Origin of the sequence: Dermacoccus barathri (assembly GCF_015070805.1) — a bacterium.
Taxonomy (GTDB): domain Bacteria; phylum Actinomycetota; class Actinomycetes; order Actinomycetales; family Dermatophilaceae; genus Dermacoccus; species Dermacoccus abyssi.
Window position 1 is genome coordinate 110,535 of sequence record NZ_JADCTK010000002.1, and the last position, 22,438, is coordinate 132,972.

Consider the following 22,438-nt stretch of genomic DNA (forward strand, 5'->3'; position numbering starts at 1 on the left):
CCTACGAGGTGGAGGCGCTGTCGTCGCGCGCGCCGTTACCGTCGAGATTGCCCAGAGCGACGAGTCGCGCGAACTCGGGCGAGGCCTCCACGACCTCCCGGAAGGTTCCGAGCGCGGCGACCCGCCCCTCGCTGAGGAAGGCCAGGGCATCGACATCGCGCACCGTCGACAGGCGGTGCGCCACGAGGATCGTCGTGATGTGTCCGTGCAGAGCGGAAAGCGTGGCCGTGATCTGGTGTTCCGTTTCGTTGTCGAGTGCGGAGGTGGCTTCGTCGAGCACGAGGACCTGCGGGTCACGGTACAAGGCACGGGCGATGCCGATGCGCTGGCGCTGACCGCCCGAGAGGCGCGTACCGCGTTCGCCGACGAGCGTCTCCAAGCCCTCGGGCAAGCTGTCGAGCAGGCCACCGAGGGCCGCACGCTCGAGACACTCGCGCACCTTCGCCTCGTCACGTTCCTCCGCGGTTAGGCCGAAGGCCACGTTGCCCGCCAACGTCGAATCGGTGATGTAGACGTCCTGAGGGACATAAGCGACGATGTCGTGCCACGCGTCACCTGCCGTGTCGGTCGGCACGTCGTTGAACGTCACCGTCCCGGAGGTGGGGGTGATGAGGCCGAGGATGATGTCGACGAGAGTCGTCTTGCCCGAACCACTGATACCGCACAGGGCGAGGGACGAGCCGGAAGGCACTCGCAACGAGATGTGGGAAAGGACATCGGCGTCACCGTCGGGGTAGCGGAAGCTCACCTCATGCACCGCGATGGCTCCACCTCCCCGGGGCATGGCCGGGGCAGAGCCTTGACGTCGAGGAGCGCGCGCGACGCCGTCGTCGAGGCTCCGCAGAGAGTCGACGGTGATGGCGAGACCCTCTCTGCCCACACGGATGAAGCCGACAGTCGCGGTCAGAGCGACCATGAGCGGCAACATCTTGACCGTCGCCGCGACGAAGAGACTCATCGTCGGCATCGCCTGATCCGCAGAACCGGTGAGGATCGCAACCACGATGAAGGTTGTGAGTCCCACCATCGTCACGAGTTCGAGGACGTACTTCGGCAGCGTCGAGTAGTAGTTGGCCCGCATCGATGCCTCTGCGGTTCGGCGGTTCGCGACGTCGAACTTGTCGACGAAGTACCCGCGGGCGTTGTGGAGAACAGCCTCGCGGAAGCCGTGCATCGCATCGACGAGAGCGTGGCTGCTCACCCAGGAGGTGTGCTGGGCTTCCTTGCCCGCTCTGCGGTTAGCGGGTCCGAGAAGACGCTGAAGGAGGAGAACCGCGGTACCGAAGTAGAGCACGGCGACCAGCGTCGGCACAGGGGAGACCACGAGCAAGAGCACCACGATGAGGACGATGGACAGCAACGAGCTAAGGGCGGACAGGAACCCGCCGAGAACACGCGCGTGAGCGTCGGTGACGGCGGTCCCGACGTTCCGGATGAGCTCACCCGTGTTGCGGCGACGGTGCGTGAGGAAGCTTTCCGACATGTAGGCACCGAGAAGCCGACGAGCAGTGTGTGTCTGCAGCCGGGCCACGTACCGCGCGCTCCACCACGTGAGCCAGAGGGCCAGCACGGCCTTCAGGACGAAGGTCGCGATCATCCCGCCGGCCAGGAGGAGCACGAAGGTGTGCTGGGAAGGCTTGCCGAGCAGCGAATGCAGGGCGCCGAGGGTTCCTTCGTCGAGGGGCGCTCCCATCATGATCTGCATGAGTGGGAGGATCGCCGCGACGCCGAGGAGGTCCATCGCTGCGAGCACGAACTGTACGAGGCCGGTGAGGACGAAGCGTCGTCGATCGGCAGGGGTGAACGTGCCGAGGAGGTAGCGAACGTCCTGGATCATCGAGCGCTTTGCCGGGGTTGCCGGGCCTGTTGCCGAGGTCATGTTCGGTCCTGACCCGAGCGGTAGCCGGACGCCCCGGCAGCCTCGACCGTCAGGGCGACCAGCTTGCGGCCGATGCTGTTCGGCAGCGGGCCGATGAGGCGGTCGACAGCCTCGGCGATGACGGGCGTGGTGGTGGGTGTCATCGTTCGCGATGCAGCGACGACGGCCGCGTTCCAAGGCGAGGAGAGTGCTCGCAGGGACGAGCCCGACGAACCTTGCCCGTGTAGACGGTCGAAGGTGTGGCGGGCCTTGCCCGACATCAGAGCACGGTTCGCGCGAGCGACGGTGTTCACCGAGGCCATGTGGTGACGCACCTTTGCATCGGGCACCAGTTCGATCGGAAGCCCGAGACGGTGGAGCCGGTAACCGAAGTCGACATCCTCCCAGCCATATCCGCGGTAGCGCGTGTCGAAGCCGCCGAGTTCGACAAAGGTCTCGCGCCGCACCGATGTGTTACCGCCCCACAGTTTCCAGCGCTCGTCCGGCTCGGTGGCGTAGGCGTCGCGTCGGCTGCGCTCGTCGGCGTCACGTCCGTAGACACGCATGTACGCATTCTCTGGCGCGATGTTGATGGGCAGGCCCACGGCGCCGCACAGCCGTTCGTCGTGGGCAGCCACGTGGGCGGCGACATGGCCGGGGGCCGGCTCGAAATCGTCGTCACACCGGATGAGCACATCACCTTCGGCTGCCTCGAAGCCGGCGTTGAGCGCGGAAACGCGTCCCCGGTTCTCCGGAAGCACGACGGCACGCAGCGGCAGGTCGCCGTAACGCTCGACGACGGCCGCCGAGTCGTCGATGTCGCCGTCGATGACGACGAGGGCCTCCCAATCGGTGTGGGTCTGGTGGCGAAGGGCGTCGAAGAGGATGGGTAGCCGCTGGGCGCCACCGCGTGTGGGGATGACGAGGGAGGCGCTGGTCATGAGCGCTGCACCTCCCCGAGAACGGAGTCCAAGAGCACGGAGAGGCGTGTTCGCCCGGCTTCGGGTGAGTAGCGCTCAGACCACCGAACGTAAGAGCTTTCGGTCACCGACGTTCCATCTGTTCCCAACGCGCGAACGAGTGCATCCGCCAGTGCATCGGGGTTCCCGGCGCGGGCGACGAACGGGTAGTCGGCGCCGACAACCTCAGGCAGGGCGCCCGCGTCGGAGACGACGAACGGGCACCGCGCGGCCATGGCTTCCGCAGCGACGAGACCGAACGTCTCTTCCCAAATCGAGGGGAATACGGCCAAGTCGACCTCACCGAAGAACGTTGCCCGATCCATCCAGCCGCGTCGTTCGACGCGGTCACCGAGTCGGTTGAGGCTGGCTTCGATGCGTGCTGCCGTTGCTCTGTCAACGAAGCGCGCCTCCCCGGCGACGAGCAGCCGGACATCATGGCCGTCAGCGATCACCTTTTCGACCGCTTCGGCGAGCACGCCCACGCCCTTGTCATCGGACAGGCGCCCGAGGTAGCCGATGACGCGAGGAACCCGGGGTGGCGTTGTACGGACCACCTCAACTGGCGCGACCCAGTTCTCGAGGACCTTCGAGCCTGGCAGCCGTTCGGCCACGAAGTGGGACGGCACGATTGTCGCGAGTGCTCCGTGCCGCGCGGCACGGGCAGCCAACGCTGTCTTCCCTGCGGGCAGTTGGTGAAGGTGGACCACACGGCGGGGGAGGCCGGCCGTGGCGAACGCCGGTCGAAGGCCGTTGCACCAGAGGAGGTTCGCGTCATGCTGACGCGCCCACGAACGAAGATTTTGGGCGTACGAGCGGGCGCCCTCGCCCCTGATGGGCTCGACCACGAAGCCGGCCGCGCGGGCCGTGTCGGCGACCTTGGACGGAGTCGCGGGTGCGGCGACGGTGACGTCGTGACCCAACTCTCGGGCGGCTTCCGCGATGGCGAGGAGCATGACTTCGCCACCGCCGATCTCGCCCTGGTTGGACAGCAGCGCGATGCGGCGCCCGCCGGGAGGGGGATCGCTCGGAAGTTTCTTGCTCTGAAGGCCCGCGTAGACCTGCAGAACCTGATCCGCCATCTCTCGGACCGTCGGGATGGATTCCGGAAGACAGGGACGCCGCGACAGATCGAGACCCTGCTCGACGGCGGCATCGACCATCGCCGCGTCGTCATCGAGGGAAGTGAGCGCGTGCCCGGGGAGGATCTCGGGGTTGCCGCCGATGTTGCTCGCCACGACGCCCATGCCTGCGGCCACCGCGTCGAGCAGCGTGTAGGAGAGATTGTCGGCGCGCGAGGGTTGGAGGAGAACGTCGTGCTCCGCCATCGCACGGTTCGCGTCGATGAATCCGGCGAAGGTCGTGGCATGGTCGACGCCCAGCTTGCGGGCGTAAGCGCGAAGCTCGTTCTCGAGGGGGCCGGTACCGCCGATCGTCAGCGTTGCTTCGGGGTGCTTCGCGAGGACGTCGGCGAAGACACGCAGCGTCATCTCGAGGTTCTTCTCACGGTCGAGCCGAGTGAGCGACAGCAGCCGCAGGCCGGGTCGGCGCTCGAGCACGGCGTCCGGCCGGTCGACGCCGTTTTTGACGACCGTGATGGGCACGCTCGGCATCCAGTAGCGCAGCATGTCACGCTTTGTCGAGTCGCTCACCGCGAGAAGGTGGGTGAAGCGTCGGATACGCGCGTGGTGCGCCATCTGGCGGGTGACGGCCTTCGTTCGCGAACTGTGAAGGGCCGAAGGGTCCTCGGGAATGTGGTGCTCGGTCGACACGAGAGTCACCGGCATGCCGACAGTCGCCATGGCGGAAAGGAAGTCCGCCTTGGCCAGGTGCGAGTGCACGATCGTCGGCGAAAGCTTGCCGATGATGTCGCGCAGGTCAGCCACGGCCCGGTTAACCGGCTGGTCGACCTCGTACGGCACGACAGGGCAGCCGAGCGCGCGCAACTCATCGAGCAGCGGGCCTTGCGGCGCTGCGACGACGAGCCGCCATCCCGGCAGGCCAACGCGGGCAACGTCGATGATGTGCCGGGCCACCCCGGCCAGGTTGGAGACGGGAGCGAGCCACAGCGTCAGAGGGCGAGTCATGAAAGAACTCGAGGTTTTTGGAACTGGCGACGATCCCAACACAGGCTAAGTCGATGCGAGAGCCGCTTCTCGATGAGTTCGTGAATTACCCACGCAAGGACCAGTAGAGCGAGGAAAGTTAGGAACATGGCGGGCACTCGACCAACCTCGGGAATGATGGCGTCCATCACGATGTACCCAACGTTCTGATGAACTAGATAGAGGGGGTAGCTGACGATCCCAACGAACTGGAGGGGGCGGAAGGTCAGCCAACGGGAGGCTTCCCGTGACGTAGTTACGACGAAAAGGCCGATCAAACCGGCGAGGGCTAGTGCGTCTGCTGGTTGCGTCTTGAGGAATGTGCAGGCAACTGCGCCGACTGCGGCTATGATGATGAGTGTCCACGAGTGCCGTCGCCCGACTCGCCTCTCGTACATGAGCATTCCAAGTCCAAAGAGGCCAGCGTATTCCGCGGCAGTGGCGTGATCAGCCTGCAAAGCCAAGTGCGACCCCGCACGTGCTTCAATCGCGACAATGCAGAGTCCCGCGAGAGTCCACACGCCTACAAACCATGATGTTATCGCTGAAGTTATGCGCCCTGCGCCAGCCCAGAGAAGGAGGGCAATGAGAACGTAGAACACAATCTCTCGGGCCAGTGACCAGTAAGCACCATCAATGTCGCGTACCAGAAGAAAGTTTTGAAGCATGGAGAAGTTTGCAACAATTTGAAGGGCGGATGGCCTAGGGGGAAGGTATAGGTAGCTAAGCGGGACCGTGATGGCAAGGGCGGCCCAGTAGGTCGGGTATAGGCGCACCGCGCGTGCCAGCGCGAAACTCTTCGGTGAGCGGCGCCTTTCCGCGGTCATGAAGATGACGTACCCGCTGATCATGAAAAACAGCTGAACTCCAAGACTTCCGGCTGAAAACTGTACGGGGGAGGACTCATGGTTCGGGAAAACCACGTCAAATACCATTGTGTAGTGCGTGATCACCACGAGGAGGACGGCAATCCCTCGGAGGCCGTCGAGTTCTCGGAACCTGCCACGAGGCGCTGTGATCGTGGCTGAAACGGTGCTCATGCTCAGAACCACGTCTCCAGGCGCTCGAGAGCCGTCCAGAACCCTTCACCGTTGTTGACATGTCCCTGCCAGATCTCGGGGATGAACGGCACTCCCGGCGCGAGGCGGTCGAGCTGCTGCGCGGTGGTGGGCCAGTCGATCTCGCCGTCGCCGATCTGCGGGCCTTCGCCGTCGACGCCCTCGGCGTCGACGATGTGCAGGTGCTCCGTCAGCGGTGCGAGCTTCTCGACGTACTCGCTGAACGGCGTGCGCGTGAAGTTCGCCGCGAGCTTCGAGTGCGACAGGTCGAACGTCAGGCAACGGCCGAACTGCTCGCAGAACCACACGGTGTCGTCGACATCCATGAACAGGTTGTGGTGCTGCTGGCCACCCATGAGCCACGGGTACGGCGGAAGCGTCTGCGCCGTCAGGCGCACCCCCTCGTCGTCGATGCGCTCCAACGCCTGCGCGATGCGTTCGTACTTCGCCGTGCGTGCCTCGGGAGCGTCGAAGGCGTCCCGCGTGAAGCCGCCCATCGTGCAGATGACGACCGGCTCGTCCGTGCCGTCGAACCAGCGGCCGAGATCCCGGGTGATGCCGACGACCTTCTGCACCTCGTGGATCGAGCGCTCCCAGACCTGATCGTCGCTGCTCGCGAGGTCGATGATGAAGTCGCCGGCATAGAGGTCGGGGCAGTGGACGGTGTGGAACATGCCCGTGAACTTCGAGCCGAACAGCTCGCCGATCGCCTGATCGTCCATCTCGACGTCGCGGTAGGACAGGTGGAACTCGAGGAAGTCCGGGTTCGTCGCGCGCTCGCCAGTGCCGAGCAGCTTGCGCGCGTCGTGGTAGCGCACAGGCAGGCCCCACGGGCGGTTGAACGAGTACGCCCGCCCCTCGGCGACGGCGTCCGTCAGATCCGTGGCGTAGAAGAAGTCGCCGTCCTCGATCGGGCGACGCAGGGTGCGCCCGACGAGCTCCTCGAGGCGGTTGGGCTGCAATCCGCGCCCCGGCGCCTTGATGCTCACGGCGTCCCGCGTGATCTGTTCGCCGGCCGACAGCGGGCGCGTGGCGACGAGCGACTTCGCGAGGTTCGCGCGGTTCATCAGCTCGCCCGTCGAGACGGCGCGCGTCTCGCCGTTACCGAGCGCGAGCTCCACCTCGCGTATGCGCGCCACCATGTCGGCGAACTCCTCAGGCAGCAGCGAGACCTGGTGGTCGTTGCCCTCGAGCGTCTTGTCGATCGTGAAGTGCTTCTCGATGACGTGGGCGCCGCGCGCCACCGCCGCGATCGGCACGTGGATGCCGCGCTCGTGACCCGAGTACCCGACCGGGCACTCGCCGAGTTCGGCGAGGCGATCCATGTAGCGCAGGTGGACGTCCTTGTACGGCGCCGGGTAGGTCGACTGGCACTGTAGGAGCACGAACTGCGCGCCCGCGCGCTGCAGCACTGAGACGCTCGCGGCGATCTCGTCCTCGGTCGACATGCCTGTGGACACCAGCAAAGGCAGATGCTTCGCCGCGCAGGCGCGGAGCAAGGTGTGGTTCGTGAGGTCGGCGCTCGCGATCTTGAGTGCCGGCAGACCGTAGTCGGCGAGCACCTCGAGCGACGGCTCGTCCCAAGGCGTGCAGAACGCATCGATGTCGACGCTCTTGCAGTGATCGAGCACCTCGATCATCTGCTCGGGCGTGAGGGAGTACTTGGCCAGCAGGTTCATCGTGTACTGCGGGCCGAGATCCTCGCCGGCGCTGGAGGCGACGTCTCCCTGGCGATACAGCGTGGCGAGGTCACGCAGTTGGAACTTCACCGCGTCGGCACCGGATTCCTTGGCGAGGTCGACGAGTCGCTTCGCCAGGTCCACGTCGCCCTGGTGGTTGTTGCCGATCTCGGCGATGACGAGCGAAGGGTGACCCTCGCCCACGACGTGCCGCCCGATACGCATCGGGCCGGCGTCCTCGCGCGCCACCGCAATGACATGACCGCGCTCGTCGACCAGGGGAACGATCTCGACGCCCGGCCGGAAGGCCGCAGCGATGTGATCGGCTTCGGAACCGTAGGCGACCTTGACGCAGTCGGGGTTCATGGCGTCCGACACAGGACGCTGAAGGTCGATGGGGGAGGCCTGTGTCACCCACCGGCGGAAGTCACCGTCGGAGAAGGAGCCGATGAGGACGCCTCGGCTGTCGACACAGAAGACGATGCCCGCCTTGTTCTCGCCGATCTTGTTGAGCGACGCCAGGATGGTTTCCTGGCCCGCCACCACGAAGGGCCCGGTGAGGCGGTCGATGGTCGTCATACTTCTCCAAGCGTCGGGTTTCCTGCGCGCGATGCGCGACATTGATCCGCGAGCATGCCGAGACCCATTCTACCGAGCGTCCTAGCGCTGCATGACCACGACGGCGGGGAGCCGAATCGGCTTCGCGCCGTTCAGAGTTCGGGAACGCTTCGTTCTTCCGCTGCGCGGCGGAGGAGCTGCTCGGCGACGACGAAGTCCTCCTCGGCATCGATGTCTATACCTTCGAGCGGATCCATGACGAACAACTCGATGCGACCGCCGAGACGGTTGTGGTGGCGCTCGTAGATCTCTGTCCGTGTGAGATAGAGCGAGCCCGTTTCGCGGTACCGCATCTGCTCCGGCGTGATGTCCTGACGCCGGGGGCGAGCCTCGTACGGATAATGCGCCCGCACTGCCGGCGCGCCGCTCCACAGGAAGATCTCCGCCGGAACGACGCCCACCATCGAGTCGGCGCCTGAGGCCGCGAACTCCGCCAGGCAGCGCTCCAATGTCCCGGCCAGACGCAGGGGAGAGGTGGCCTGGAGGAACATCACCTGCTCCGGCTTGCGCCCCTCTTCGCGCGTCACGACGTCGATGGCGTGCTCGATGACGGGCTCGGAGGCGGTGTCGTCCTGTGCCAGCTCTTCGGGACGCTCGATGATGCGCGCCCCCGCCGCCCGTGAGACCGCAGCGATCTCGTCATCCTCGGTGGACACGTAGGGCACGACACCGGGCGTCGCGAGGGCCTGCTCGATCGTCCAGACGATGAGCGGCTTGCCTTGAAGCGGCTTGACGTTCTTGCGCAGGACGCCCTTCGACCCTCCGCGAGCGGGGATGACGGCGGGGGTGAACTGAGGCATTTGCCAAGGATAAGTTGGGCGCATGGCCGACCCGACCGAGAACGCAGCACGCGCCGACGTTTCGGTCGTCATCGCTTTCCACGAGGCGCACGCGAGCCTTCCGTTGCAGCTCGAGGCGCTGCTCGCGCAAGAGGAGGCGCCGCGCTTCGAGGTCGTCGTCGTCGACAACCGCTCGAGCCGCACGCCGGTGTCGATCGTGGAGGAGTGGCGAGCCCGGGGCCTCGACGTGCGCCTCGTCGACGCTCCCCGCGCGCAGGGAACGTCGTACGCGCGCAACGTCGGCGTCGCGTCGACCACCTCGAGCATGATCGTGTTCGTCGACGCGGATGACTGCGTCGGTCCGCGCTTCATCAGCTCGGCCGCCGACGCACTACGGAACGTCGAGGTCGTGGACGGTGAAGTGCGCCCGGTCGCGGCCACCGAGTTCGACAACGGACGCGAGCACCTCTGGCGCCTCCTCGACGGCATCGCGGGAGGCTCGGTCGTCCGCGATGCGGCCGATCATGACTACCCGATTCTCATGGGTGGCGCGAGTGCCGTGCGTCGCGAGGTGTTCCTCGAACTCGGCGGCTTCGACCAGACGTTCTTCCCCGGTGCGGAGGACAACGACCTCGCACTGCGCCTTGTGCGAGGCGGTCGGACGATTGCGCGTCACCCGGGGATGGCTCTGGCCGAGCGCCTTCGTTCGTCCGACGGTGCGGCATTCAGACGTTCCTTCGAAGCGGGGCGCATGCACATCGCACTGTGCGCCCGCCACGACCTGTGGGCTGTCTCGCCACACCTCCACGATCCGAAATGGTTCGTGGATCTGGCCAAGGTGCCGCTGGTTGCTGTCAAAGCGCTCGTGACGCGGGCCGATTCCGACACGCGTCGTGCTGTTGCGTCGCGTGTCGGCCTGCGCCTCGGGCAGGGAGCCGGCATGGTCACCTACCGGCTCCTACGTCGCCCGGTGGTCCCTCAGCTCGGCGTCGGGCTCGACGAAGGTGTGAGCAGCCAGTAGCGCTCGCGGGTCGGCAGATGCCGTGCCGCGAGCAGGCGCCCGGCCGTGTCCATGACAGGCATCTGCGACGTGTAGTGGCGAAGGTGGGTGAACTTCAGGTCCGTGTCGATCTGTTCACTCCACCCGGCTGCCTCCATGCCGCGAGCCGCGCAAATCCGGGCGACGGCGGCATCCGCCGAACCGTGCCACAGGTAGGGCAGCTCTTCGTAGAGCACGACGGTCATGTCGGGGCGCTCGTCGGCGAGGTCGAGGACGAGGTCGCGCAACGCCAGATGATCCGGATTCGCCGCGAGGCGCCCGCCCTTGGCGGCGCGTCGGCGGCGGCCCACATGCTCGGCGTGGAGTGCCCGGCGCGCCAGTGCGAGGGGAACGCGAACTCCGCCCCGAACGGCCCGCTTGATCCGACCCGCGATGGCAGAACCATGAGAGTGAATCTTCGGCCCCTCCGAAGTGCCGGTGTCAACGACCGGTTCGTCCGCTGTGGCCTCCTCCGGGGGCGGCGTGCTTCCTGCCGACGATGTCGCGCGAAGACCGGCCAGTCGACGCTGCAAGGGAGCCCACGGGGCGTCCGGGACCTCGATCCCGGCGCCTGCCGGAGCCAGAACGAGGGTGTTCGCGCCGTTCTCGTCGAGCCACCGCTGGATTTCGGCCCGCACGTCGCGGAGTTGCTCGACGCGCACGTCACGCTCGACGTACGGCCCCTCCAAAGCGTCGAGTCGTCGGACGCGCGCCGGGGTGTCGGCGAACGCAGCGGTGTCCTCGGCAACGCGCGCCGTCAGGGTCTCGTCGGAGTCGGCGAAGCCGCAGATCTCGTCCCAGCTCGTGGTGCGCGGCGGGTGCGGGCGTCCGGCGAAGACCGTCCAGGCGTCACTGGGATCGGTGAGGACGAATGCCGTTGCGCTGAGCAGTGCGTCGTCGAGATGGGGGGAGAGGACGAGCGCGCGTGCTCCGTGGAGGGAAGCGGGTCTGGAGCGCAGGGAAGTCACGTCATCAGTATGACGATGCGGTCCGTGTCGCAACTTTCCGCGGCATGGTGGGGGCTCACCGCCGCGGGCTTAACATGAGTCGGTGACCTTGCTGCACAACGATTTGCACGCTTGGCGCAGGTGGTCCGATTCCCAGCGCCGGGCCGAAGCGGGACTCCGTCACCTCAGGGCTACTGTTCGACCGTCCAACTCTGCTCCTGCTCGTCTGCGTGTCCCCGGAGGCGCGCGCGTGCTCGTCGTGCTCGACAAGTCGAGTCCCAGTTGTGACGCGGCCATTCTGGAGCCGCTGCGATTCCTCGATCCAGCCACCACTGCTGTCCTGGCACCTCCCGAGTTCACGCTGCCTGAGACGTTCGCCGGTGAAAGTGTGCCGTTCGATTCCGTCTCTGTGCTTCCCGAAACCCTGCGCTCCGTCCTGTCGCTGGGCGCCTATCTCCCGCTGAGTGAAACAATCGCGCCGTGGGCGGCAGAGCGGGACATCCCGTTTTTCCTCGTCCAGCACGGGCTGCTCACCCCGTGGTCTCCGCCGGCCTCCGAAGGCGCTCGCGTCCTCGCGTGGTCGGACGCAGACGCCGACGTCTGGGCCCAGGGGCGTCCCGATGTCGACGTTCAGGTCGTCGGATCCCAGCTGCTCTGGTCGGCTGCCGCCGAGACCAAGCTCGAAGCCATCGACGAGCGTCCTGTCGTGCTCGGGCAGCTTCACGGCACCGAGCTCGGGCGGCGTGAAGCGCTCACGAGCTATCTGCGCTTTGCCCGTGACGTTCCCAGTGACTACCGCCCACACCCCAACGAGGCGGATCTCGTCTCGAGGGGGCTGCACCGGCTCATGCGCCAGCGTGGCGTGACGTTCGAGACGAGCGGCCGTCCGCTGCTCGACATGCGCCGCCCGGTGGTCTCGATCTTCTCGACAGGAACCCTCGAGGCAGCGACGCGCGGACTCCCGGCCTGGGTCACGCATCCCAATCCCCCGCCGTGGGTTCGTGACTTCTGGGCCCGATACGATCTTGCGCCGTGGGGGGAACCACCGACGAAGGGCTGGCCGCAGCCCGGAACCGAGCCTGCGGCCGCTGTTGCCGCTGCACTGGAGACTGCATGAGCACGCCGCGCATTGCGATCGCACACGACTACATCACTCAGCGCGGGGGAGCCGAACGGGTCGTGCTCGCTCTCACACGGATGTTTCCCGACGCGGTCCTCTACACGACGCTCTACAACGCCGAGACGACGTATCCGGAGTTTCGTGACGTCACGATCGTCACGTCGCCCCTGAACCGCATCCGGTTCCTGCGCACTCACCACCGCGCGGCGCTGCCGTTGCTCGCGTGGGCATCGAGTCGCGTCCGCGTCGACGCGGACGTCCTCGTGGCCTCCTCGAGCGGTTGGGCGCACGGCTTCCGGAACACGGGGCAGAAGCTGGTCTACTGCCATTCGCCGGCCCGTTGGCTCTACCGCAGCGACGACTACCTCGGTGCCGACGCCCATCGCTCCCTCATCGGGTGGATCCTGGCGGCTCTCACCCCGGCGCTGTTGCGGTGGGACAAGCGCGCCGCTGCCGGCGCTGATCGGTACCTGGCGAACTCGACGGTCATCGCGGAGCGAATCAAGAATGCCTACGGCTTCGACGCCGAGGTGGTCTTCCCGCCCTTCGGCGTGAGCCCGGACGGGCTGCTGGAGCCGCTTCCTGACATCGAGGAGTGGGTGGCCGACGGGTATTACCTGGTTGTCTCGCGCCTCATGCCCTACAAGAACGTCGACCAGGCCATCGAGGCCGTACGCGAACGTGACCACAAACTCCTCATCGTCGGCGCCGGGCCGCTCGACGCGCAGTTGCAGGCGCAGGCCCCCGGCAACGTCCGCATCGTCTCCAACGTGGGAGACCGTCAGCTGCGCTGGGCCTACCGGCACGCGCGCGCGGTTATCGCGCCGTCCTTCGAGGACTTCGGGCTCACGCCCCTCGAAGCCGGGGTCTTCGGTAAGCCCGTCGCGGCGCTCCGCGCCGGCGGCTACCTCGACAGCGTCGTCGAAGGACGATCCGGGGTGTTCTTCGACGAAGCGCGTGCGGCCGACATCGCCAGAGCGCTCGACGAGATCGAGGCCCACGATTGGGACGCCGACGAGATCATCGACCATGCGGCCGGCTTCGGTGAGGCGCACTTCCACGCGAAGCTCGACGCCGTCATCGACGAGATGATGAACGAACGCGGGTAAGGCACGAGCTGAGACCAACATCCCGAGCCGGCACGGTGGGGCCGACAACAGGGGCCCTGAAACTGAAGGAGCGGACACCGGTTCGGTGTCCGCTCCCTCAATTCATGATGACGCTCGGCGCAGAACTGGTCACTCGCCGAGATCCGCTCGACGTCGGGCGCGGCGGGTGCGGGGCCCCTGGGGGCTGGGTGCCTCCCCGGACTCCCGACCATGCGGAGCGACATTCGGCCCGGACGCCTCGGAGGCTCCCGCTCGGGAAGGGGCGCTCGGAGCGCGAACCGCAGTCGCGGGTTCAGGTGGCGTCGGGGCCTGAGGGGCAGGCTGCCTCAGACGTGCAGCGTCCTCCTTGCCCGGCAGATCCGCGGACGATCGTCCCTCCGTCAGAGTCAGGTCGCGAACCTCGGGGGACGGGGTGGGCGCCGTGGCCGCCGATGGATCCTCGCTGCTGCCGTAGCCGTAACCGTAAGTGGCGCCGCCGTAGTTGCCGGCGCCGTAGCCGTAGATCGTGCTGCCCATCTGCTTGGGCGGGGTCATGTTGAGGATGGAGCCGTAGTAGTGCGCGCCGACCTGCTCGAGAATCTTGGCGCACAGTCCGACCTGCTCGCGGTGCGTGCGGCCGTGCTGGTACACGACGGCGGCACCGTCGGCGGCGACGGCGAGGAGGCCGGCGTCGGTGACGGGTAGTAGCGGGGGAGCATCGAGCACGACGAAGTACTCCTCGCCCAGGGCTTCGATGACCGCGCTCATACGGCGCGAACCGAGCAGTTCCGAGGGGTTCGGGGGCACGCGGCCGGAGGTGATCACGGCGAGGTTCTTGTGGTCGCCCTGCTGGATCGCCGATGCGAGCGGCGCCTGGCCGGTGAGCACTTCGGTGAGACCGACCAGGTTCTCGAGGTCGAACGTCTCGTGGACGGTGGGACGACGAAGGTCGGTGTCGACGAGCACCACGCTCTGGCCGGCTGCGGAGAGCACACGTGCCAGGTTGGCCGCGACCGTCGATTTACCTTCGCTCTGCATCGCCGATGTGATGACGAGTGAGCGCGGTGGCCGTTCGGTGGAGATGTACCGCAGGTTCGTGCGCAGCATGCGGAATGCCTCGGCCGTCGTACCGAGTTCACCGAGCCCACCACGACGCCTCGACTGGAGCGTCGGCGCCTTCGGGATGACGCCGAGCACACCGGAGCCCGTGAGCTTTTCGACCTCGCTCGTGTGGCGGATGCGCGAGTCGAGTTGCTTACGCAGAACGACGAGGACGATCCCGGCAAGCAGACCGATGGCAGCGCCTGCCATGAGGTTGCGCATCCAGTTCGGTGACGACGGTGCAGACGGGCGAGCAGCGGCCGTCAGGGGGAAGACGCGGTAGACCGATGTCTTGGCCTCCGTGCCGACCGTCTCGAGGTACTTGGCCTCGTCGGCGAGCGCTGTGCGGGCCAGGTCGGCCGCGCGCTGTGCCTTCGCAGGCGTTGCTGCGGACGCGGTCAGGGTGAGGGTGGCGGATCCCTCGCCGGAGACACCGACGACCGAGAACTCGCCGGCACGCAGGCTTCCCTTCGACTCCTCGGCGATGCGGTTCGCCACACCCGAACTGCTCGCGAGCTGTGCGTAGTAGCCGGCGCGGCCCGTCGACAGCTGCTGCGACAGCACGGCGGAATTGGCGTCGATCGAGTTTCCCGCGATGACCTGTGCTGTTGAGCTGGCGGAATAGAGCGTCGGGCGCGTCAGGGTGTAACCCGCAGCGAGCAGCGTGCCGATCAAGGCAGCGAGAACGAGCAGTTTGACATTGGCGCGCATGATGCGCACGAGATCAAGGGCAGTCACACGAGCTCCTGGTGCCGCGGGCGCTGCCGCCGGCGAGGTGAAGAGTCATACATACCCGCTCAGGATAAACGGGTTGAACCGCCGCTGAGGCCGCCGTCCAGCCGCACGAAGTGCGGCGCCACGTAGCGGATCACTGGGCGACGATGAGTTGCCCGACCTTGTCGCTCACGAGACGACGAGCCTCGACGTCCAACTCGGCGTCCGTGACGAGGACGTCCACCTGGTCGAGCGAACCGACGGTGCACAGGCCGATCACGCCCCACTTCGAGTGGTCGGCCACGACGATGATGCGCTTGGCCGCCGCGATGAGCAGGCGGTTCGTCTCGGCTTCGAGGAGGTTCGGGGTGGTGAGGCCGGCGTCGAGATCGATGCCGTGGATGCCGAGGATGAGGGTGTCGACGTGCATGTCCGCCAGCACTCGGTTGGCCACGGGGCCGGCGAGAGCATCAGAGGGAGTACGCACACCGCCGGTGAGAACGACGGTCTGGTCCTCACGCGAGGGGTCGTAGAGGAGCTCGGCGACCCGAGGCGAGTTCGTCACGACGGTGAGCCGCTTGACCGGGCGCAGCTCGACGGCGACGGCGTAGGCGGTGGTTCCCGCGCTCACCGCAACGGTCTGACCGTGCCCGATGAGGCTCGCCGCAGTGCGGGCGATCTCGGACTTCTGAACGGGGTTCATCGCCGACTTCACGGAGAAGCCCGGTTCGTCGATGCTGTGGTCACCGATCGCGGTGGCGCCGCCGTGCACCTTGAGGACGAGGCCCTTGCCGGCGAGGAACTCGATGTCGCGGCGCACCGTCATGTCGGAGACGCCCAGCTTCTCGACGAGTTCGCTCACGCGGACGCCGCCGTCGTCCTCGATACCTCGCAGGATGGCTTCCTGGCGTTGACGTGCCAGCATGCGACCTCCTCGTGCCACTGGACCCGGTGTGACCCAACAGATCCCAACATAGTCGAACGCCCAGGGGTGAGGGCTCCACATCGCCTCCGAGGCCGCTCGGGTGCGACAGTGCACAGGGCGAGTGTCAGAATGTCGGTATGTCCGACAACACCTCGCCCCTCGTGGCGGGCCAGGAGCGCCCGCACATCCTGTCCGGAATGCAGCCCACGTCAGATTCGCTGCACCTCGGTAACTACCTCGGGGCGCAGGTCAACTGGGTGACGTTGCAGCAGAACTACACGCCGTACTTCTGTGTCGTCGACCTTCACGCCCTCACGGTGAACCCCGATCCGGCGCAGCTGCGTGAGCGTACCTACGCGACGGCGGCGCAGTACCTCGCCGGCGGCATCGAACCCGAACGTTCCGCCGTCTTCGTCCAGAGCCACGTGCGTGAGCACGCAGAGCTCGCCTGGGTGCTCAACTGCATCACCGGCTTCGGCGAAGCCGGGCGCATGACGCAGTTCAAGGACAAGGCAGGCAAGCGCGGCCAGGACAACACGAGCGTCGGCCTGTTCACCTACCCCGTGCTCATGGCCGCCGACATCCTGCTCTACGACGCGCTGGCCGTGCCGGTGGGGGAGGACCAGCGTCAGCACCTCGAGCTCACGCGCAACCTGGCGCAGCGCTTCAACTCGCGCTTCGGTGAGACCTTCGTCGTGCCGGAGCCGTACATCCCCGAGGGCACGGCCAAGGTGATGTCGCTGCAGGATCCGACGAAGAAGATGAGCAAGTCGGACGAGGACCCCAAGGCGTCGATCAGCATGCTCGACGAGCCCAAGGTCAACCTCAAGAAGATCAAGTCCGCGGTGACCGACCTCGACAACAACGTCGCGTTCGACCCGGAGAACAAGCCGGGCATCGCCAACCTCCTGCGCATCCACTCGGCGCTCTCGGGTGAGAGCATCGACGTCCTCGTCGAGCGCTTCGCCGGTGAGAACAAGTACGGTGCACTCAAGGGTGAGGTCGCCGACGTGGTCACGTCGGTGCAGGGCCCGTTCCGCGAGCGTTACCTCACGTACATGGATGACCGCGCGGAGCTCGACCGTGTGCTCGCGCAGGGCGCCGAGCGCGCACGTGAGGTTGCCTCGGCCACGCTCGCCAGGGCGTACGACGCAGTCGGGCTCGTCCCGGCGGCCCGCTGAGGAGCGACGCCCGTGAAGACCGTCGGCGTCTCGATCGCCGTCCCGGAGCCGTACTTCTCGGCGCTGCAGCAGATGCGCCGGGACGTTGGCGACCCGCAGGCCGACGCAGTCCCGCCGCACGTCACGCTCATGCCCCCGACGGACCTGGGGGAGCATGGCGAAACGACCCTCGAGGCGCTCTCGGCCCACCTGCGTGACGTGGCTGCGCGCACCGAGCCGTTCGAGATGATCCTTCGTGGCACGGGCACGTTCCGGCCCGTTTCCCCGGTGGTCTTCGTCCAACTCGCGCAGGGCGTCAGCAGTTGCGAGCTGCTCGAAGCCGCAGTGCGCAGCGGCCCTGTCGAGCGTCCGCTCGAGTTCCGCTATCACCCGCACGTCACGATCGCCCACCACCTCGACGAGGACGCCCTGGACCGGGCGTTCGAGGAGAACAAGCACTTCGAAGCGAGCTTCGTCGTTGACGCTTTCCACCTCTACCTGCAGGACGAGGACGGCGTGTGGGCCCCGGTGGAGCGGTTCGCCCTCGAGGGCTGATCCACTCCCAGGGCTCTCTCAGCCTCTTCGTGGCTCACTCACCGGTCAGTGGAATGGGTCACAATTTGCTTGCGGTGGGAACCCCGGCCGTCCCCGGCGTGTTTCAGGGGCGTAAAGTGCCCTGCGTGGCAACGAATACTCTCCCCGCGAAGCGGACCGGCAAGGCTGGGAGCACCATCTTCCTGAAGACCCTCATGGCGGGTTCGGGACTCTTCTTTGTGCTCTTCGTCCTCGGGCATATGTACGGCAACCTCAAGCTCCTCGTGGGCGAGAGCGCGTTCAACGAATATGCCCATCACCTGCGCACGATCGGTGAGCCGATGCTCCCGCACCGTGGCGCACTCATCCTCGCCGAGGTGCTCCTCGTGCTCGCGCTCGTCGCGCACGTGTACTCGGCTGTCAAGCTCTGGCAGCGCTCGGGCAAGGCCCGTTCGCAGCGGTACGCCGTGAAGAAGTCCGGCGTGGGCGGCATCGAGGGCATCTCCGCGCCGACGATGCGCTGGGGCGGGCTCTTCCTCCTGCTGTTCGTGGTCTTCCACCTCATCCAGTTCACCCTCCCCAAGGTGAACTTCGACGGTGGTACGACCGAGAACCCCTACCGACTCGTGCACGACAGCTTCCAGCTGTGGTGGGTCGCCCTCATCTACGTCCTCGCGATGGTGGCCCTCGGCATGCACCTCATGCACGGCATCTGGAGCGCCTCGCAGACGCTGGGCCTCACGGGCACCCCGTCGGCTCGCAAGAACGCGAAGCTCGCGTCCCACGCCGTTGCGGCGATCGTCGTCATCGGCTTCCTGATTCCGCCGCTTGCCATCCTCTTCGGCATCATCTGAGCTAGGAGAGACACGAGAAACATGAGTACTCCCATGGATGAGCAGACCACCACTTCGGCCAAGCGCAACGACGCAGCCGGCTTCTTCACCGAAGGCGCGCCGCTTCGCGACACGAAGGCCCCCGACGTCGACATCGCGCAGATGTGGACGCAGCACAAGTTCTCGAACAAGCTCGTCAACCCGGCCAACCGCCGCAAGCTGAACGTCATCATCGTCGGCACCGGCCTCGCCGGCGCGTCGGCCGCCGCCACGATGGGTGAGGCCGGCTACAACATCAAGACGTTCTTCTACCAGGACTCGGCCCGTCGCGCGCACTCCATCGCCGCGCAGGGTGGCATCAACGCCGCGAAGAACTACAACGACGACGGTGACTCCACGTACCGCCTCTTCTACGACACGGTCAAGGGTGGCGACTACCGCAGCCGCGAGACCAACGTCTACCGCCTCGCCGAGGTGAGCACGAACATCATCGACCAGTGCGTCGCGCAGGGCGTGCCCTTCGCTCGCGAGTACGGCGGTCTGCTCGACAACCGTTCGTTCGGTGGGGTGCAGGTGGCCCGTACGTTCTACGCGGCCGGCCAGACGGGCCAGCAGCTCCTCATCGGCGCCTACCAGGCCATGGAGCGTCAGGTCGCCAAGGGCACGGTCAAGGAGTACAAGCGCCACGAGATGCTCGAGGTCGTCATCAAGGACGGTCGTGCGCGCGGCATCATCGCCCGCGACATGGTCACCGGTGAGATCGAGACGCACCTGGCCGACGTCGTCGTGCTCGCCACGGGCGGCTACGGCAACGTCTTCTTCCTGTCGACGAACGCGATGGGCTGCAACATCACGGCCCCGTGGCGGGCGCACCGCAAGGGCGCCTACTTCGGCAACCCGTGCTACACGCAGATCCACCCCACCTGCATCCCCGTCTCCGGCGACCACCAGTCGAAGCTGACGCTGATGTCGGAGTCGCTGCGTAACGACGGTCGCATCTGGGTGCCGAAGAACGAAGCCGACTGCGACAAGGACCCGCGCGACATCCCCGAGGACGTGCGCGACTACTACCTCGAGCGCATCTACCCGGCCTTCGGAAACCTCGTGCCGCGTGACATCGCCTCGCGCCAGGCCAAGAACATGTGCGACGAGGGCCGCGGCGTCGGCCCGCTCGTCGACGAGGTCGACGAGCACGGCAACAAGCGTCAGATGCGACGCGGTGTGTACCTCGACTTCACGGCTGCCATGGAGCGCATGGGCGAGGCCGCCGTCAAGGAGAAGTACGGCAACCTGTTCGACATGTACGCGCGGATCACGGGTGAGGACCCGTACAAGACGCCGATGCGTATCTACCCGGCCGTGCACTACACGATGGGTGGCCTGTGGGTCGACTACGACCTGCAGACGTCGATCACCGGCCTGTACTGCACGGGTGAGGCGAACTTCTCCGACCACGGTGCCAACCGTCTCGGTGCGAGCTCGCTTATGCAGTGCCTCGCGGACGGCTACTTCGTCCTGCCGAACACGATCCGCAACTACCTCGCCGACGGCCCGTTCGAGCCGATCACGGACGACGACCCGGCCGTGCTCGAGGCCCGTCGCGCCGTCGAGGACCGCATCCAGAAGTTCCTCTCCATCAACGGTGAGCGCACGGTCGACAGCTTCCACAAGGAGCTCGGTCGCATCATGTGGGAGTACTGCGGCATGGAGCGCACGGAGGAGGGCCTGACGAAGGCCATCGGCCTCATCCGCGACCTCAAGAAGGAGTTCTGGAGCAACGTCAAGGTGCTCGGCACGGCCGACACCCTCAACCAGTCGCTCGAGAAGGCCGGCCGCGTGGCCGACTTCCTCGAGCTGGGCGAACTCATGTGCATCGACGCGCTACACCGCCGCGAATCCTGTGGTGGTCACTTCCGCGCCGAGAGCCAGACCGAGGACGGAGAGGCACTGCGTCACGACGACGAGTTCGCCTACGTCGCGGCCTGGGAGTACGCGGGTATGGACGGGGACGACTCCGACGGAGCCCCCCAGCACCCCGTGCTGCACAAGGAAGACCTCGTCTACAAGTTCATCGAACTGAAGCAGCGGAGCTACAAGTGAACCTCACTCTCAAGATCTGGCGTCAGGACAACGCAGCTACCGCCGGGCGTTTCGAGACCTACAAGGTTTCGGACATCAGCGAGGACATGTCGTTCCTCGAGATGCTCGACGTGCTTAACGAGCAGCTGCAGGCCGAGGGCACGGAGCCGATCGCGTTCGACTCCGACTGCCGCGAAGGCATCTGTGGCATGTGCGGAATGATGATCTCGGGTATGGCCCACGGCCCCGAGGTCACCACGACGTGCCAGCTGCACATGCGCTCGTTCAGCGATGGCGAGGAAATCACCATCGAGCCGTGGCGCGCCGACGCGTTCCCGGTCGTGCGTGACCTCGTCGTCGACCGCGGCGCCTTCGACCGCATCATCCAGGCCGGTGGCTACATCTCGGTCAACACCGGTGCTGCCCCCGAGGCGCACTCGGTGCCCGTCCCGAAGCCGCAGGCGGACCGTGCGTTCGACACCGCGAAGTGCATCGGCTGTGGCGCGTGCGTCGCGGCCTGCCCGAACGCCTCGGGAATGCTCTTCATGGGTGCCAAGATCACGCACCTGGGCGAGTTGCCGCAGGGGCAGCCCGAGCGCGACGCCCGCGTCGTGTCGATGGTCAACCAGCACGACCACGAGGGCTTCGGCGGTTGCACGAACATCGGCGAGTGCGCCGCGGCGTGCCCGAAGGAGATTCCCCTCGACGTCATCAGCCAGCTGAACAAGGACTTCCGTTCGGCCAAGGTTCGCCACTGACCTAGTCGTAGGAATGCTCGGCCCTGCGCCCACATCGGTGGGCGCAGGGCCGACTTCTTTCCCTGTGGCGCCGACGAAGGCAAATAGCGCTCACGTGCCTCGATGTAGGGCTGAGGACTGATCTTGGAGGAAACTGTGCCCCACAGTTCGCACGAGGTTCCCGTGGAACTCACTGTCGTCATGTGCGTCTACAACGGTGCCGCAACGATCGAGGCGCAGTTGGACGCTCTGGCGCAGCAGGTAGTCGATTTCGCGTGGGAAGTCGTGGTGTCGGACAACGGCTCCACGGACCGCACTCGTTCGCTGGTCGAAGCGCGCACCGAGGGTTTCCCCGCTCCGCTAAGGGTGGTTGACTCCGGAGCGCGGCGCGGGCTTCCCGGCGCGCGTAACCTCGGAGTCATCGCCAGCCGCGGTCGGCTGATCGCCTTCTGCGACTGCGACGATGTTGTCGGCCCGAACTGGCTCCAAGGCGCCTTCGACGGTCTGCAGTCGTTCGATCTGGTGGGAGGTCCGACCCGTCGCTTGGATGACCCCTTCAGGGAAGATTCAGCATTCGTCAGTGCTACGGGCACCTATCCGAGTCAGCTGGGCCTGGCCATCCGAGGGTGCAACTTCGGTGTCACACGCCGTACGTACTTCGGATGCGGAGGTTTCGACGAAGCGCTACCCGCGTACGGAATGGACGACATCGAATTCAGCTACCGTGCCACGAGAAGCGGCGCGTGCGTAGGTTCGGCGCCGGGGATGCTCCTGTACTTCCGCGAGACGGAAAACGCGCGGGATCAGCTGCGGAAGATGTATCGGTCGGCCATGGCTGAACTCCTCGTCTGGTACCGATTCCCAGAAGACTTCGCGGAGCGTCTGCCGTTGCGGAATCTGATGCGTGAGCTCGCACTGTTCGTCCCTGAGCACATCGCTCTGGCACGACGAGGCGAGCTGCCGGCGCCACGCGCAGTGGTTCGGGAACTGGTCAATCGCGTGGGGCGCGTTGCGGCCCATGTGGCATGGGTGCGCGACGGCGAGGTGCCGCAACCACGTTTGCTCGACCCATCAGACAATCGGCCGTCCTAGTGGGACGTCGGGT

18 protein-coding genes are annotated in these 22,438 nt (G+C 66.4%); 9 read left to right on the forward strand and 9 right to left on the reverse strand.

Annotated elements, in window-relative coordinates; all coding sequences use genetic code 11:
* Position 1: 1 nt before the first annotated feature.
* The 6 genes from IM689_RS03590 to IM689_RS03615 all read right to left on the reverse strand — a co-directional run bounded on the left by IM689_RS03590 (position 2) and on the right by IM689_RS03615 (position 9,077).
* A complete protein-coding gene (locus tag IM689_RS03590) occupies positions 2 to 1,879 on the reverse strand; it encodes an ABC transporter ATP-binding protein (RefSeq protein WP_193642936.1) in 1,878 nt (625 codons plus the stop codon).
* A complete protein-coding gene (locus tag IM689_RS03595) occupies positions 1,876 to 2,799 on the reverse strand; it encodes a glycosyltransferase family 2 protein (RefSeq protein WP_193642937.1) in 924 nt (307 codons plus the stop codon). The genes IM689_RS03590 and IM689_RS03595 overlap by 4 nt, the downstream gene beginning before the upstream one ends.
* Positions 2,796 to 4,904 carry a glycosyltransferase gene (locus IM689_RS03600; protein ID WP_193642938.1) on the reverse strand — a complete coding sequence of 703 codons (2,109 nt, stop codon included), beginning with the start codon at positions 4,902 to 4,904 and terminating at the stop codon, positions 2,796 to 2,798. The genes IM689_RS03595 and IM689_RS03600 overlap by 4 nt, the downstream gene beginning before the upstream one ends.
* On the reverse strand, positions 4,901 to 5,962 hold the full coding sequence (locus IM689_RS03605; protein ID WP_193642939.1) for an acyltransferase family protein: 1,062 nt from the start codon (positions 5,960 to 5,962) through the stop codon (positions 4,901 to 4,903). Before IM689_RS03605 ends, IM689_RS03600 begins: the two co-directional genes overlap by 4 nt.
* Positions 5,963 to 5,964: 2 nt before the next feature.
* Complete coding sequence (locus IM689_RS03610) at positions 5,965 to 8,238, reverse strand: N-acetylneuraminate synthase family protein (protein ID WP_193642940.1); 2,274 nt, start codon at positions 8,236 to 8,238, stop codon at positions 5,965 to 5,967.
* Between the two features lie 131 nt (positions 8,239 to 8,369).
* Entirely contained in the window at positions 8,370 to 9,077 is a 708-nt protein-coding gene (locus IM689_RS03615) for an acylneuraminate cytidylyltransferase family protein (protein ID WP_193642941.1), read from the reverse strand.
* Positions 9,078 to 9,099: 22 nt separating this feature from the next.
* Between IM689_RS03615 and IM689_RS03620 the strand changes: the two genes are divergently transcribed.
* On the forward strand, positions 9,100 to 10,077 hold the full coding sequence (locus IM689_RS03620) for a glycosyltransferase family 2 protein (RefSeq protein ID WP_193642942.1): 978 nt from the start codon (positions 9,100 to 9,102) through the stop codon (positions 10,075 to 10,077).
* Here the strand turns inward: IM689_RS03620 and IM689_RS03625 are convergent.
* Positions 10,035 to 11,063, reverse strand: a complete 1,029-nt coding sequence (locus tag IM689_RS03625; protein WP_193642943.1) for a hypothetical protein — start codon at positions 11,061 to 11,063, stop codon at positions 10,035 to 10,037. The two genes, IM689_RS03620 and IM689_RS03625, sit on opposite strands and share 43 nt — an antisense overlap.
* Before the next feature lie 229 nt (positions 11,064 to 11,292).
* Here IM689_RS03625 and IM689_RS03630 point away from each other — a divergent pair, with 229 nt between their 5' ends.
* Together IM689_RS03630 and IM689_RS03635 are read left to right on the forward strand one after the other, a co-directional pair.
* The gene (locus tag IM689_RS03630; RefSeq protein ID WP_193642944.1) at positions 11,293 to 12,159 is read left to right on the forward strand and encodes a prephenate dehydrogenase; all 867 of its coding nucleotides are present in this window, start codon (positions 11,293 to 11,295) and stop codon (positions 12,157 to 12,159) included.
* On the forward strand, positions 12,156 to 13,271 hold the full coding sequence (locus IM689_RS03635) for a glycosyltransferase (RefSeq protein WP_193642945.1): 1,116 nt from the start codon (positions 12,156 to 12,158) through the stop codon (positions 13,269 to 13,271). Before IM689_RS03630 ends, IM689_RS03635 begins: the two co-directional genes overlap by 4 nt.
* A gap of 129 nt (positions 13,272 to 13,400) precedes the next feature.
* On the opposite strand, the gene IM689_RS14975 is transcribed toward IM689_RS03635, so the two are convergent.
* Both IM689_RS14975 and IM689_RS03645 read right to left on the reverse strand, forming a co-directional pair.
* Positions 13,401 to 15,089: a polysaccharide biosynthesis tyrosine autokinase gene (locus IM689_RS14975; protein WP_193642946.1), complete on the reverse strand. Its 1,689-nt coding sequence runs from the start codon at positions 15,087 to 15,089 to the stop codon at positions 13,401 to 13,403.
* 130 nt (positions 15,090 to 15,219) lie between these two features.
* Entirely contained in the window at positions 15,220 to 15,990 is a 771-nt protein-coding gene (locus tag IM689_RS03645; RefSeq protein ID WP_193642947.1) for a DeoR/GlpR family DNA-binding transcription regulator, read from the reverse strand.
* A 137-nt stretch (positions 15,991 to 16,127) separates the two neighbouring features.
* Here IM689_RS03645 and trpS point away from each other — a divergent pair, with 137 nt between their 5' ends.
* The 6 genes from trpS to IM689_RS03675 all read left to right on the forward strand — a co-directional run bounded on the left by trpS (position 16,128) and on the right by IM689_RS03675 (position 22,425).
* On the forward strand, positions 16,128 to 17,171 hold the full coding sequence (gene trpS, locus IM689_RS03650) for a tryptophan--tRNA ligase (RefSeq protein WP_193642948.1): 1,044 nt from the start codon (positions 16,128 to 16,130) through the stop codon (positions 17,169 to 17,171).
* Between the two features lie 12 nt (positions 17,172 to 17,183).
* Entirely contained in the window at positions 17,184 to 17,705 is a 522-nt protein-coding gene (locus IM689_RS03655) for a 2'-5' RNA ligase family protein (protein WP_193642949.1), read from the forward strand.
* Positions 17,706 to 17,830: 125 nt separating this feature from the next.
* Positions 17,831 to 18,538: a succinate dehydrogenase cytochrome b subunit gene (locus IM689_RS03660; RefSeq protein WP_319803789.1), complete on the forward strand. Its 708-nt coding sequence runs from the start codon at positions 17,831 to 17,833 to the stop codon at positions 18,536 to 18,538.
* A gap of 33 nt (positions 18,539 to 18,571) precedes the next feature.
* Positions 18,572 to 20,617: a fumarate reductase/succinate dehydrogenase flavoprotein subunit gene (locus IM689_RS03665; RefSeq protein ID WP_193642951.1), complete on the forward strand. Its 2,046-nt coding sequence runs from the start codon at positions 18,572 to 18,574 to the stop codon at positions 20,615 to 20,617.
* Positions 20,614 to 21,354: a succinate dehydrogenase/fumarate reductase iron-sulfur subunit gene (locus tag IM689_RS03670; RefSeq protein WP_193642952.1), complete on the forward strand. Its 741-nt coding sequence runs from the start codon at positions 20,614 to 20,616 to the stop codon at positions 21,352 to 21,354. The genes IM689_RS03665 and IM689_RS03670 overlap by 4 nt, the downstream gene beginning before the upstream one ends.
* Before the next feature lie 162 nt (positions 21,355 to 21,516).
* Entirely contained in the window at positions 21,517 to 22,425 is a 909-nt protein-coding gene (locus IM689_RS03675) for a glycosyltransferase family 2 protein (RefSeq protein WP_193642953.1), read from the forward strand.
* The last annotated feature ends 13 nt before the right edge of the window (positions 22,426 to 22,438 follow it).